The sequence below is a fragment of the Arthrobacter sp. BG5 genome, assembly GCF_056680155.1.
The window spans coordinates 326,922-340,400 of the sequence record NZ_CM155268.1 but is presented as its reverse complement, the minus strand read 5'-3'; the positions used below and the strand labels follow the sequence as shown (position 1 = coordinate 340,400).

At 69.3% G+C, this 13,479-nt stretch carries 12 protein-coding genes; 7 read left to right on the top strand and 5 right to left on the bottom strand.

The window, feature by feature from the left end:
• Position 1: 1 nt before the first annotated feature.
• A complete protein-coding gene (locus AC1MBE_RS01495) occupies positions 2–1,960 on the top strand; it encodes a ComEC/Rec2 family competence protein (RefSeq protein WP_479780340.1) in 1,959 nt (652 codons plus the stop codon).
• Complete coding sequence (holA, locus tag AC1MBE_RS01490; RefSeq protein ID WP_479780338.1) at positions 1,894–2,907, top strand: DNA polymerase III subunit delta; 1,014 nt, start codon at positions 1,894–1,896, stop codon at positions 2,905–2,907. The genes AC1MBE_RS01495 and holA overlap by 67 nt, the downstream gene beginning before the upstream one ends.
• Before the next feature lie 185 nt (positions 2,908–3,092).
• Here holA and rpsT read toward each other — a convergent pair whose 3' ends face one another.
• On the bottom strand, positions 3,093–3,353 hold the full coding sequence (rpsT, locus tag AC1MBE_RS01485) for a 30S ribosomal protein S20 (protein ID WP_056739236.1): 261 nt from the start codon (positions 3,351–3,353) through the stop codon (positions 3,093–3,095).
• Between the two features lie 173 nt (positions 3,354–3,526).
• The gene (locus tag AC1MBE_RS01480; protein ID WP_479780337.1) at positions 3,527–4,114 is read right to left on the bottom strand and encodes a type II toxin-antitoxin system PemK/MazF family toxin; all 588 of its coding nucleotides are present in this window, start codon (positions 4,112–4,114) and stop codon (positions 3,527–3,529) included.
• Between the two features lie 279 nt (positions 4,115–4,393).
• Here AC1MBE_RS01480 and lepA point away from each other — a divergent pair, with 279 nt between their 5' ends.
• Positions 4,394–6,247, top strand: coding sequence for a translation elongation factor 4 (gene lepA / locus AC1MBE_RS01475; RefSeq protein ID WP_346960195.1), 1,854 nt, complete (start codon positions 4,394–4,396; stop codon positions 6,245–6,247).
• Positions 6,248–6,249: 2 nt separating this feature from the next.
• Positions 6,250–7,488 (top strand): radical SAM family heme chaperone HemW, encoded by a 1,239-nt coding sequence (gene hemW, locus AC1MBE_RS01470; RefSeq protein ID WP_479780334.1) that lies wholly within the window; start codon positions 6,250–6,252, stop codon positions 7,486–7,488.
• Between the two features lie 28 nt (positions 7,489–7,516).
• Here the strand turns inward: hemW and AC1MBE_RS01465 are convergent, their stop codons facing one another.
• Positions 7,517–7,936 (bottom strand): DUF4870 domain-containing protein, encoded by a 420-nt coding sequence (locus AC1MBE_RS01465; RefSeq protein ID WP_479780332.1) that lies wholly within the window; start codon positions 7,934–7,936, stop codon positions 7,517–7,519.
• Between the two features lie 121 nt (positions 7,937–8,057).
• Complete coding sequence (locus AC1MBE_RS01460; RefSeq protein WP_479780331.1) at positions 8,058–8,912, bottom strand: DUF3097 domain-containing protein; 855 nt, start codon at positions 8,910–8,912, stop codon at positions 8,058–8,060.
• A 241-nt stretch (positions 8,913–9,153) separates the two neighbouring features.
• Between AC1MBE_RS01460 and hrcA the strand changes: the two genes are divergently transcribed.
• From hrcA to AC1MBE_RS01445, 3 genes are all read left to right on the top strand, one after another.
• Positions 9,154–10,167: a heat-inducible transcriptional repressor HrcA gene (gene hrcA / locus AC1MBE_RS01455; protein ID WP_479780330.1), complete on the top strand. Its 1,014-nt coding sequence runs from the start codon at positions 9,154–9,156 to the stop codon at positions 10,165–10,167.
• Positions 10,168–10,247: 80 nt separating this feature from the next.
• Complete coding sequence (dnaJ, locus tag AC1MBE_RS01450; RefSeq protein WP_346960200.1) at positions 10,248–11,375, top strand: molecular chaperone DnaJ; 1,128 nt, start codon at positions 10,248–10,250, stop codon at positions 11,373–11,375.
• 2 nt (positions 11,376–11,377) lie between these two features.
• Complete coding sequence (locus AC1MBE_RS01445; protein WP_479780328.1) at positions 11,378–12,148, top strand: 16S rRNA (uracil(1498)-N(3))-methyltransferase; 771 nt, start codon at positions 11,378–11,380, stop codon at positions 12,146–12,148.
• A 79-nt stretch (positions 12,149–12,227) separates the two neighbouring features.
• On the opposite strand, the gene AC1MBE_RS01440 is transcribed toward AC1MBE_RS01445, so the two are convergent.
• On the bottom strand, positions 12,228–13,136 hold the full coding sequence (locus AC1MBE_RS01440; protein WP_479782723.1) for a GerMN domain-containing protein: 909 nt from the start codon (positions 13,134–13,136) through the stop codon (positions 12,228–12,230).
• Positions 13,137–13,479: the final 343 nt, after the last annotated feature.

Below are 13,479 nucleotides of genomic sequence, written 5' to 3'. Positions count from 1 at the left end.
CGTGAGTACCGGGCGGCAGCCGCGCTGGCAGGCATTCCGGGACGCCGCAGCCGCCGCCATCGACCGGAGCCACGATCCGCCCGCTCCGCGCGCAGCTTCGGCCCCCCGGATGGGTGGACCGGCACGGACCGCCCTGGACCACCGTGTCCGGGAGGCTCTGCACCGCCACAGGGCCGGTGGGCGGCTGGACTTCGACTCGTCCGGCCCGCAGGGGCGGCGTCGCCGGTACGACGTCCGGCTCGTGCCTGCCGCGTTGCTGGTGTGGGCGACTGCGGTGGCCGGCGCCTGGCTGGCCCCTGCCGCGCTTGGCGTCCTGTGCGCCGGACTTACGGCGGCGGCGGCCGCCCTGTTGCTGGGGCCGCGTGGCCGGCGCCGGACACCTGCGCCCCGAAGTTTCCGGGCCACCGCAGCCCTCGCGCTGCTGCTGTCGTGCGCCGCCGGAGCACACTCCGCGGTCGCGTCCGCACAGCGGAACGACGGCGCGGTGGCGCGGGCCGTCGCCAACCGTGCCTCCGTGGTGGCGGAGCTGGAGGTGGCCGGGGACCCGCGGCGGCTCGCCGCCCCGGGCCGCTCGGGGCTTTCCGACCGTTGGGCGGTGCCCGCGACCCTGCGCGTTCTCGTCTTTGACGGCATCCGGGTGGACGCCGGCTCCAAGATACTCGTGCTGGGCGGGGACGACCTGGAGCACGCCGAGCCGCGCCAGCGGATGCGCATCACGGGCCGGCTGCAACCGGCCAAAGCAGGCGAAGCAGAAGCCGGCATACTCTCGGCTTCCTCCGCCATGCTCCGGCTGGGATCCGCCGGCGGCTGGGAACGCGGTCCGGCAGGCCTGCGCCAAGGGTTTCGGACGGCCGCAGCCGGCCTGTCCGGTGACGCGCGCGGCCTCCTGCCCGGAATGGTGACCGGCGACACCGGGGCGCTGGACCCCGAGCTTGCCGTTGCCATGAAGACCGTCGGGATGACCCACCTGACGGCCGTGAGCGGAGCCAACTGCAGCCTGGTCCTCGGGGCCCTGTTGCTGGCGGCCCGCGGCCTGAGGTTCCCCCGCCCGGTGGCTGCTTCGTTCGCCTTCGCCGGGCTGGGCCTGTTCGTGCTGATGGTCGGACCCGATGCCAGCGTGCTTCGGGCCGCGCTGATGGGAACGGTGGGGTTATGGGCGCTTGCCTTTGGCCGTGCGGGCCGCGGACTCAGCCTGCTGTGCGTGGCCTCGACCGGGCTGTTGCTGGCTGACCCCGCGCTGGCCACCGACTTCGGGTTTGTGCTCTCCGTCCTCGCCACGCTCGGTATCGTTGTGGCAGGCAGGCCGGTGATGGGCTGGCTGCCCGCGCTTGTGCCCCGCTGGGCGGCGGCCGGCGTCGCTGTTCCGCTGTCCGCCCAACTGTTCTGCGGTCCCGTGATCGTGCTGCTCCAGCCGCAGTTCTCCAGCTACGCGCTGCCCGCCAACCTGGCTGCCGCCGCGCTGGTGCCCCCGGTGACCCTGGCCGGCACGGCAGCCGTCCCGCTCGTGCCCGTGGTCCCTGACCTCGCGGCACTGCCCATGACCATTGCCGGTATCTTCGCCGCCGGCGTGGCTGGAGTCGCCCGCTACTTCGCGGGGCTCCCGGGGGCGGCGCTGCCCTGGCCGGAGGGCGCCTTCGGCTCGGGCACCATGGCCCTGCTGTCTGCACTGTCCCTGGCGGGCGTCTGGCTCGCTACCCACCCCGCCGCGGCCGGCTGGCTGGTGCGGAAAATGCAGGAACGGACCATGCTGTTCCTCACAGAAATCCTCGACCGTAAAGCCCTCGCGCCCGGCGGCGGCCGTGCCGGGAACCGGCCCGGTCGCCGTGGCTTGGTGGACCGACCCCGCCGTGGCAGTCTTAGAGTCTGCAAACCAACTTCCCGGAGGAACCACGAGTGGCTGCTGCCCAGACCCAACGCACCAGGACCACGGCGACGAAGACCGCCACCTGGCGCGACGTGACGCCGGCGCCGGTGGTGTTGGTCGGCGGGCCGGAGGACTACCTTGGGTCCCGGGCCATGGACCGGATCCGCTCACAGGTCCGCACCGCGGCTCCCGACGTCGAAGTCACCCGGCTCAACGCCGGTGGCTACGAACCCGGCACGCTGGCCATGAACGTGAGCCCATCCCTCTTCGGCGAGCAGAAGCTGATCGAGGTGGAGGGCCTTGAAGCGATGAATGACGCTTTCCTCGCCGACGCCCTGAAATACCTGGCCCAACCCGAGCCGGACGCGGTGCTCGTGCTGCGCCATGGCGGGGGAGTGCGAGGCAAGAAGCTCCTCGATGCCATCAAGGCCGGCGGTTGGCCAGTCGTCGACTGCCAGCCGCTGAAGAAGGACGCGGACAAGGTGGCCTTTGTCACGACGGAATTCAAGGCCGCTTCCCGGCGGATTGAGCCCGACGCCGTTCACGCCCTGGTCAACGCGGTCGGTGCCAACCTGGCCGAACTGGCGGCCGCCTGCAGCCAGTTGATCGCCGACGCCACCACGGGTGTGGATTCGGAAATGGTCGACCGCTACTACGGCGGAAGGGTGGAGGCCACGGCCTTCAAGGTCGCCGATGCGGCCATGGCCGGCAACGCGCCGCTGGCCCTCTCCACCCTCCGTCACGCCCTGGATACCGGCGCCGACCCGGTACCCATCGTGGCGGCCCTCGCCGCGAAGCTGCGCTCCCTGGCCAAGGTGGCGGGGGCGCAGGGCTCGTCCGCGCAGATCGCCAAGCAACTGGGCATGCAGCCGTGGCTCGTGGAACAGGCCCAGCGTGACGTCCGGCGCTGGACACCGGAAGGCTTGGTCCGGTCCATCCAGGTCACGGCCGAGGCCGACGCCCAGGTCAAGGGGCTTTCCCGCGACCCGGTCTACGCCGTCGAGCACGCCGTCACTGTGATTGCGGGCGCGGTCCGCCGCTGACGGCCCGCGCGCGGCCGGTGCCCGACCACGCGGGCCGGGCCGCGGCTTGCCGCGCCGCCCGGGCACGTTGCCGGCATCCGAACCGGCGTCGTGGTTACCGGCGTCCGGACCGGCATCTTAACTGGCTGTGGCCGGCACCCAGGGGGTGCCGGCCACAATCATCAGTTCAGTTGAACTGGAAAACCTTAGAGTGCGTTGACCTTCTTGGAGATCGCGGACTTGCGGTTTGCAGCGTTGTTCTTGTGAAGAACACCCTTGCTGACAGCCTTGTCGAGCTTCCGGCTGGCAGTAACCAGTGCAGCAGCAGCGGCATCCTTGTCGGTGGACTCAACGGCGGTGTTGACGGCGCGGATGGCCGTCTTCAGCTCGGACTTGACTGCGTTGTTGCGCAGGCGAGCCTTTTCGTTGGTCAGGATGCGCTTCTTCTGGGACTTGATATTAGCCACGTGTGAACTCTCTTTTTCAATGCGGAAAATGGTCTAGAGGGCTTTCAGATTGGCCATTGACTGAGCGGCGTGGGGATACCTATGGCGACCAACCATCTGTGGCCGTCGACCTGCACGGACACACAGCTGTCAATAGTAGCAGAGACGCGCAGCCGGTGGTGATTTCCTTCAGTTCAGGACCAGCCGTGGCGGGCGCGCAGCGCCGAGGAGATGTCCCCGAAGCGGCCCGCGTCGAGAATCGCGCCCTCGCGCCGGACGTCCCCGGGCTTGATCTGCAGGATCCGGTCCAGCCGGGCCTCGCTGGGGCGCCACTGCCGGTCCCAGGGCCCGGTGCCGATGTCGACGTAATCGTCCGAGCGGCGTTCGTCGCCGTCGTGGTCCTTGCTGGTGAGCATCAGGCCCAGCAGGTAGCGGCCGTGGCTCCCCACCAACAGCACCGGGCGGTCCTTGCCCCGGGTGTTGTCTTCTTCGAACGGCACCCAGGTCCAGACGATCTCACCCGGTTCCGGCCGGCCGTTGGGGCTGGGGCTGTACTGCACTTTGGCGGTTCCCCGGAAGTCGCCCGGGTACGTGCCGGTAAGGCCGCCGGGGACGCGGGCCGGCTGCCGGGCAGGAGCCTTGCCGCGGGCTTTGCCGGGCGCCTGGCCCGGAGCCTTGCCGGCAGGGCGGCGGGCAGCGGGCGGTGCGCCGCCGCCAAGCCGGTCCAGGAAGCGCAGGGTGCCGCGGAGGGCGTTGCCGAGGGAACGAAGATTCAGGGCCATGGGGAAACCCTACCGGCCGCCCGGCGCCGTCGAACGCTGCCGGGCAGTGTCCCGGGCCGGTGGCGTGCCGGTGACAGCGAAGGGCAGTGTCCCGGGCGGAGGCCGCGGCCGTTCCTGCGCTGATGCAGTGCCACGCGCCGGGACGTGGGAGACTATAAGGAACGAGAAAAGCGGCGTGCCGCAGCGAGGCTGAACGCCGGCTGTGCCCGGCCGTAGAACAGCCCAGCTGTACGGCCCGCCAGTACAGTCCCCAAGTATTGCCAAGAGTAAGGACCCTGCGTGTCTCCCATGGCCCGCACCGCCCCGGTGCCTGCCGCAACAGATCCGGCCCTCATCCGGAACTTCTGCATCATTGCGCATATTGACCACGGCAAGTCCACGCTGGCCGACCGGATGCTCCAGTACACCGGAGTCGTCCAGTCCCGCGATATGAAGGCCCAGTACCTGGACCGGATGGACATTGAGCGCGAACGCGGCATCACCATCAAGTCCCAGGCGGTCCGGATGCCGTGGGAGCTCGACGGCACCAGCTACGCGCTGAACATGATCGACACCCCCGGCCACGTTGACTTCACCTATGAGGTCTCCCGGTCCCTCGCCGCCTGTGAAGGCGCCGTGCTGCTGGTGGATGCGGCCCAGGGCATCGAGGCCCAGACCCTCGCCAACCTCTACCTGGCGATGGAGAACAACCTCACCATCATCCCGGTCCTGAACAAGATCGACCTCCCGGCGGCCCAGCCGGAGAAGTACGCCGAGGAACTGGCCAACCTGATCGGCGGCGACCCGGACGAGGTGCTGCGCGTCTCCGGCAAGACCGGCGCCGGGGTCGAAGTCCTGCTGGACAAGATCGTCCGTGACCTCCCCGCCCCGGTCGGCGACGCGGACGCCCCCGCCCGGGCCATGATCTTCGACTCGGTCTACGACACCTACCGCGGCGTCGTCACCTACGTCCGCGTCGTCGACGGCATGCTGCACCCGCGCGAACGCATCCAGATGATGTCCACCCGCGCCACCCACGAACTGCTCGAAATCGGTGTCAGCTCCCCGGAACCCACCCCGTCCAAGGGCCTGGGCGTCGGCGAGGTCGGCTACCTGATCACCGGCGTGAAAGACGTCCGCCAGTCCAAGGTCGGCGACACCGTCACCAATCTGGCCAAGCCCGCCACCGACTCCCTGCCCGGCTACGCCGACGCCAAGCCGATGGTCTTCTCCGGCCTGTATCCGCTGGACGGCACCGATTACCCGGTGTTGCGCGATGCGCTGGAGAAGCTGATGCTCAACGACGCCGCGCTGGTCTACGAGCCGGAAACGTCGGCCGCGCTGGGCTTCGGCTTCCGCGTCGGTTTCCTGGGCCTGCTGCACCTGGAAATCACCCGTGAGCGGCTCGAACGTGAGTACAACCTGGACCTGATCTCCACCGCCCCGAACGTTGAGTACGAGGTGACCCTCGAGGACAAGAAGGTCGTCCACGTCACCAACCCCAGCGAATACCCCACCGGCAAGGTCGCGGAGGTGCGCGAACCGATGGTCTCCGCCACCATCCTGGCCCCCAACGAGTTCGTCGGCGCCATCATGGAGCTGTGCCAGAGCCGCCGCGGCGTCATGGGCGGCATGGACTACCTCTCCGAGGACCGGGTGGAAATCCGGTACCGGCTGCCGCTGGCGGAAATCGTCTTCGACTTCTTCGACATCCTCAAGTCCAGGACCCGCGGCTACGGTTCGCTGGACTGGAAGGCCGACGGCGACCAGGTCGCCGACCTCGTCAAGGTCGACATCATGCTCCAGGGCGAACAGGTGGACGCGTTCAGCGCCATCACCCACCGCGACAAGGCCTACGCCTACGGCGTGATGATGACCGGCAAGTTGCGCGAACTCATCCCGCGCCAGCAGTTCGAGGTGCCGATCCAGGCCGCCATCGGATCCCGGATCATCGCACGCGAAAGCATCCGCGCGATCCGCAAGGACGTCCTCGCCAAGTGCTACGGCGGTGACATCACCCGTAAGCGCAAGCTGCTGGAAAAGCAGAAAGAAGGCAAGAAGCGCATGAAGATGGTGGGCCGGGTCGAGGTCCCGCAGGAAGCCTTCATCGCCGCCCTCACCACGGAAGAGTCCAAGGACAAGGCCAAGAAGTAACCATGCCCAGCGTGCTTCCCCTCGGTGACCCGGCGCCGTCGGACGGGCTCCTGCCCGGCCAGGCGCGGGAGGGCGCCGCGGACCGGGCCTTCGGGCTCTACGTCCACATCCCGTTCTGCGCCGTGCGGTGCGGTTACTGCGACTTCAACACCTATACGGCCACGGAACTCGGCGGCGGCGCCTCGCAGGACGCGTACGCCGGCACCGCCGTCGCGGAAGTCCATTTCGCCGGGCAGGTGCTGAGGGCCTCGGGCCTGCCGGAGCGCCGTCTGAGCACGGTGTTCTTCGGCGGCGGGACGCCCACGCTCCTCCCGGCCGGCGACCTGGCCAGCATCCTGAGCGCCGCGATCGGGACCTGGGGCCTGGAGCCCGGCGCCGAGGTCACCACGGAAGCCAACCCGGACTCGGTCACGCCCGAATCCCTGCAGCTGCTGGCCGACGCCGGGTTCACCCGCGTCTCTTTCGGTATGCAGTCGGCCGTCCCGCACGTGCTCAAGGTCCTGGACCGCACCCACACGCCCAGCCGGGTGCCGCAGGCGGTGCAATGGGCGCGCGAGGCAGGCCTGGCCGTCAGCCTCGACCTGATCTACGGCACCCCGGGGGAATCGATGGAGGACTGGCGGTTCTCGCTGGAGACCGCCTTGTCCTACGGCCCGGACCACATCAGCGCCTACGCGCTGATCGTCGAGGACGGCACCAAGCTCGCCGCCCAGATCCGGCGCGGCGAAGTCCCGGGGATCGACGACGACGACCATGCCGCCAAGTACGAACTGGCCGACGAACTGATCTCCGCGGCGGGCCTGGGCTGGTACGAGGTCAGCAACTGGGCCCGGACGCCGGAGCAGGCCTGCCGGCACAACCTCGCCTACTGGCGCGGGGACGACTGGTGGGGGATAGGCCCCGGCGCGCATTCACACGTCGGCGGGGTCCGGTGGTGGAACGTCAAGCATCCGACCGCCTATGCGGGGCGCTTGGGATCGGGCGCCTCGCCCGCCGCCGGCCGGGAGACGCTCGACGCCGATACCCGCAACGTCGAGCGCGTCATGCTGGAGGCCCGGCTTGCCACCGGCCTGTCGATTGCCAGCCTGGGCGGCCTCGGTGACACCGGCCGCCATGCGGTGGCCGGGCTGATTGCGGACGGGCTCGTGGACCCGGCGGCAGCATTCAAGGGCCAGCTGGTGCTCACGCTCAAGGGCCGGCTGCTTGCCGACGCGGTCGTCCGACGGATCCTGCCGGACTAAGCGCGCGGGCCTTAGGTGTCGGTTCGCGCTACTTGATCCAGCGGAGGTTGTACTCGTAGCGGTGCGGCTGGCCGCGGTTGACGTGGATGCCGGCGGCCACCGAGAAGCACGCGAGGGCAATCCAGATGGCGGTGGCCAGCACGGCGAACAGGTTGCCTACCACCGGGACAAAGACCAGCAGGTTCGCCACGACGGCGGCAATGGTGGGCGGCAGCGTGAAGTTCAGGGCTTCCTTCGATTCCTGCGCGGTGAACGGGCCGCGGTCCTTGAAAATCAGGTAGATCAGCAGGGACGGAATGCAGCCCAGGATGCCGCCGAAATGGGCCAACGTGGCCCACTGCCGGTCCTCGCTCGCCGTCAGCGGCAGAGCATTTGCCGGAACGCCATGGTACTGGGGCTGGTTATGGCCGGCCTGGTGGTCCGTGTGTTCGCGTGCGTCTTCTGCCACGTTTCGTCCTTTGGATTGCGGTGGAGCGTTGGTACCTGTACGAGCCGCGGCCGCAACAATAAGCAGCGGCCGCCGTTTCAAGAATACTTGCTCGGACCGCGAAACGTGGCAGGGAGAACGGCTACGGCGCCGTGAGGAAGTCGATGACTTCTTCGACCCGGCCCAGCAGGGAGGGCTCCAGGTCCGCGTAGCTGCGGACCGCACCGAGGAGTTTCTGCCAGCCCAGGCCGATGTCCTCCTTGGTGCTGTGCGGCCAGCCGAAGGCCGTCAGGATGCCGGTTTTCCAGTCCACGCCGCGCGGAATCACCGGCCACCGCTCAATGCCCAGTACGGCCGGTCGGATCGCCTGCCAGACGTCGACGTAGGGGTGACCGACGATCAGCACGTTGCCGGCCGCGCCGGGAGAGGCCATCACGGCGTCGGCGATCCGGGATTCCTTCGAGTCGGGAACCAGGTGGTCCACCAGCAAGCCGAGCCGGCGGCCGGGGCCGGGACGGAAGTCCCTGACGGCGCCGGCGAGGTCGTCGATGCCGTGCAGGGGTTCGACGACGATGCCCACCACACGGAGGTCGTCACCCCAGACCTTCTCGACGAGCTCGGCGTCGTGCTTGCCTTCCACCCAGATCCGGCTGGCTTTAGCTACCTGGGCCCGCTGTCCGGCGACCCGGACCGAACCGGACGCGGTACGGGTGCCGGCTGCGCTGCCCGCGGCGGCTGCCCGCGGGGCGGGCGGCATGAGCTTGATCGGCCGGCCTTCGAGCAGGAACCCGAAGCCGAGGCGGAAGGAGCGTGACTTGCCGCGCCGGTCCTCGAGGGCCACGACGTGCATGCCGCCGGACTTCTCCACCCGGGTCACGGCGCCGACCCAGCCGGACTGCACATCCTCGAGCACCATGCCCCGTTCCACCGCGATTTCGGGCAGCTGGGCCTTGGCGGGGGCGGAGAGATCCTGCGGGCCCCAATTCTGGTACGACATCTGCTACACACTGCTTTGCACTCGGGAATTTGGGCGAAAGAACGGCGGTGCGGCCCGTGGTGTGCCCGGAAACACCCGTCCCGGGGGTCACGCCCGCAGCGAATCCAATGCTAACAACGGCGCGACTCATATTAGACTGGTTAGCACTTAGGCATGTCGAGTGCTAACCGCGGGTTCCCCGGGCGGGTCTTTCCGCGCGGCCGGCGCCGGCAATCCGATACGGGTCGATTGGAGGTGGAGCGTGAGCGAGCCACGCAAACTCGAAGTGCTGCGCGCCATCGTGGAGGACTACGTCCATTCCCGCGAGCCCGTGGGATCCAAGGCGCTCGTGGAGCGGCACCACCTGGGTGTGTCCAGCGCCACGATCCGCAATGACATGGCCGCGCTGGAAGACGAGGGCCTGATCACGGCGCCGCACACGAGTGCCGGCCGGATTCCCACGGACAAAGGCTACCGCCTGTTCGTGGACCAGATTTCTGCGGTCAAGCCGTTGTCCCCGGCCGAGCGCCGCGCCATCCAGGCGCTGCTGGAGGGTTCCGAGGATCTCGACGACGTCCTGGACCGGACCGTCCGGCTGCTGTCGCAGCTGACCAACCAGGTCGCCGTCGTGCAGTACCCGCTCCTGAGCCGGGCCCGCGTCCGGCACATCGAATTCGTGCTCCTGGCGCCCCGCAAGGTGCTCACGGTGCTGATTGCGGACACCGGCAAGGTGGAGCAGCGGGTGATCGACGTCGGCCAGGACCTCGGCGACGACGCCCTCGCGGAGCTCCGGACCCTGTTCCTGGCCAGGCTCTCCGGCACCCCGCTGGGGCTGCTGCCCCAGTCGCTGCAGGCCGTGGTGGACAACTGCCCGCCGGTGCGGCGCGGCGCCGCCCAGGCCCTGTCCCGGGGACTGGAGTCGCTGGCCGCGAGCAGCCGCGAGGAGCGGATGGTCATGGCCGGCACCGCCAACCTGGCCCGCTCCAACGTCGATTTCCCGCTGAGCATCGGCCCCGTGCTGGAGGCGCTCGAAGAGCAGGTGGTGATGCTGCGCCTGCTCAGCGACATGGCGCAGGACCCGCGCGGCGTCACCGTCAGCATCGGCCGGGAGAACCCCTACGACGGGCTTTCCGAAGCCTCCGTGGTGGCCACCGGCTACGGCCCGGACGCCACGGCCAAGGTCGGCGTCCTGGGGCCCACCCGGATGGACTATCCGACCACCATGGCCGCCGTCCGTGCGGTCGCCCGCTACCTTTCGCGGATCCTTGGGCCCTGACGGGCCGGATCCGGCACCGGACTTCTTGCCCACTACAGGCAGTGCCCCACTGGCAGTACAAAAAGGAAGAGATACACACTTTGAGCAGCCACTATGACGTTCTTGGAGTCTCCCGTGAAGCGACGGGGGAAGAGATCAAGAAGGCCTACCGCAAGCTTGCGCGGACCCTGCACCCGGACGTGAACCCCGGGGACGACGCCTCCGAGCGCTTCAAGGCGGTCACGCACGCCTACGAGGTCCTGTCGGACCCGCAGAAACGCAGGGTCTACGACACCACGGGCAACGAGAACGGGACCGACAACGGTTTCGGCGGCGGCTACGCCGGCCAGGGCTTCGCCTTCCAGGACATCTTCGAGACCTTCTTCGGCGGGGCCGGCGGCCAGGGCGGCCCCGCCTCCCGGGTACGCCGCGGCCAGGACGCGCTGATCAGCGTCCGGATCGACCTCCGCGACGCCGTCTTCGGCGTGAACAAGAAGCTTGAAGTGGACACCGCCGTCACCTGCCCCACCTGCGAGGGCTCCTGCTGCCGCCCCGGCAGCCACCCCGAACGCTGCGATATCTGCGGCGGCAGCGGGCAGGTCCAGCGGGCCGTGCGTTCCATCCTCGGCCAGGTCATGACCACGGCCCCCTGCGGAAGCTGCGAGGGCTTCGGCACCGTCATCAAGGACCCGTGCAACGAGTGCGCCGGCCAGGGCCGGATCCGCAGCCGCCGCACGCTCACCGTGAAGGTTCCGGCCGGGGTCGCCACCGGCACCCGGATCCAGCTGTCCGGCCAGGGCGAGGCCGGACCGGCCGGCGGACCCTCCGGTGACCTCTACGTCGAGATCCGGGTCAACAACGACGCCACCTATGTGCGTGAGGGCGACGACCTGCACGCGAGCCTGAACATTCCGATGACCGCCGCCGCGCTGGGCACGGAACTGACCCTGGACACCTTCGACGGGCAGCAGGAGATCGACGTCAAGGCCGGCACCCAGTCCGGGGAGGTCATCACGCTCCGCGGCCTGGGCGTGACGCACCTGCGCGGCTATGGCCGCGGGGACCTCAAGGTCCATCTGCAGGTGGACACCCCGGCCAAGCTCGACGCCGCCCAGGAGGACCTGCTCCGGCAGCTCGCCAAACTCCGCGGCGAGCAGTTCACTGAGGGGAAGCTTGCCGCCAGCGGTGGCGTCTTCGCCAAGCTGCGGGACCGGCTCGGTAACCTGTAGCGGTGAGTAACCCGGTCTTCTTCACCCCTGCAGGCTCCCTGGACCAGCAGGTCCCCGGCGCGACGTTCGTCCTCGACGGCGCCGAGGCGCGCCACGCGGTGACGGTCAAGCGCCTGGCCGTGGGGGAGGCCGTCGACATCACCGACGGCGCCGGCAGGCGCATCACCGGCACGGTGACCGCCGCCGCGCCCCAGCAGCTGACCGTGGAGTGCATTGAGGTCAGCACCGAGCCGCGGCCCGACGTACGGCTGGTGCTGGTGCAGGCGCTGGCGAAGGGGGACCGGGACGAACTGGCCGCCGAAACCGCGACGGAACTGGGGATCGACGCCGTCGTCCCCTGGCAGGCGGAACGGTCGATTGTCCGCTGGAAACCTGAGCGCGCCGCGAAGGCGCACGCCAAATGGCAGTCTGTGGTGACGGCGGCCGCGAAGCAGGCGCGCCGGGCCTGGATTCCGGAAGTCCGCCCCGCCGTCGACGGCAACGGACTGCAGGCGGCCGTGGCCGCCGCGGACCTTGCCGTGATCCTGCACGAGGACGCGGTGCGGCCGCTGCGGCAGGTGCTGGAAGCCTGGCAGCAGCAGGCGGCCGACGGCGGCGTCCCCCGGGAGGTGCTGTTGATCGTGGGACCCGAAGGCGGGATCAGCCCGCGCGAGGTGACCCGGCTCTGCGATGCCGGCGCCGTCACCGCCCTGCTGGGCCGCCACGTGCTGCGCTCGTCCACCGCCGGGCCCGCCGCCACGGTGCTGGCCAGCGACATTCTGGGACGCTGGTAACCCGCTGGCCGGACGCTGATCAGGCCCGGCAGGCGCCCGCGGGCGCCGAAGGTCAACGGCCGTAAAGCCGGTGCCGGTCTTAGCGGACGGTGAACCCGCGGGTATCGACGTTCAGGTCCTTGACCTTGCCGGCCGGGTCCACCTGGGAGACCCGCACCTCGTAGTTGCCCGGACCGAGGTTGAGGGCGAGGTTGAACAATCCGGACTTGTCGGCGTCGGCGGAGGCGGTGATGTCGCCGTTCAAATACGGCGTCTTGCTGGTCCCGTCGACTCGCAGGAGCTCCCAATGAAGTTTTCCGCCCGGGACCGTGCTGCGGCCCGAAATCTTGACCGCACCGTCCGCCACCTCGGTGCCTTCCTGCGGATCGATGATCCATACTGGCGCCACCATCCCGGCGCTGCGGGACGTTGGCGAACCGAGCCGGACCCGGTTGAAGGCGACGTAGTCGGTGTGCCCGTCGACGAGGACCACCACCTGGATCTGCTGGCCGGTATCGGTCAACCCGGCGCTGGCGCCTGCGGCCGTGGCGGTGTAGACAAGCTGCTGGATGGCGCGTTCGGCCATGTCCGCGTCGACGTTGCTGTTGAACGCGTCCGCCGACACATCCACCGTGATGACGTTCTTGCCCGAAATCGAGGTGGCGAGCATCTTGGGGTTCTGCCAGGGCGTGAAGAAGTCCGGATCCAGCGGCTTTTGCGACATCATCACCCGCAGGGCGCGCGTAATCGGGTTGTCCTCCTCGGGCACGTCACGGAACTCGCGGTAAAGGAAAACGTTGTCGTTGCTCCGGCCGATCCAGTAGACCGGGGCCTTGTTGGAGGCCTGCGTGGATTCCAGCGGTGCGCTGGTGGTGGCCACCCCGGCGGCCGGACCGGGGACCGTGTGCGAGGGCGTATCAGCATTGGTGATTCCCGGCTGGGGCGTGGCGACGCAGCCGGACAAGGCGAGGGCAGCGGGCAGCACAAGGAACAGCACGCTGCGGCGCATGCGCCGGCCCGGTGCTGTCTTGTTCACTCCACGCTGGCTGATTGCCCCTGTCCCTTCGCTGTGTTTCCCGCTCGCCGGGCCCGGCAGGGCCGAATCCAGCATTACACAGGCCGACCGCGCTCCGGCCGGGATTCCGGGCTGTCCGCCGAACTGCAACGGGAACGATATGAGGACGATATGAAGTTGATACCTAATGTCGCGGCGGACGCGCAGGCCGCGCCGCCGCCGGGCCGCGCTGGCGTAAGATGGAAGGACCCGCTGCAACCCGGCGCGGACGGCCCGGAACGCCGTCGGCCCGTGCCGGGAGCGGCGAGACCATTTCCGAACTGGAGGGGACCAGAGG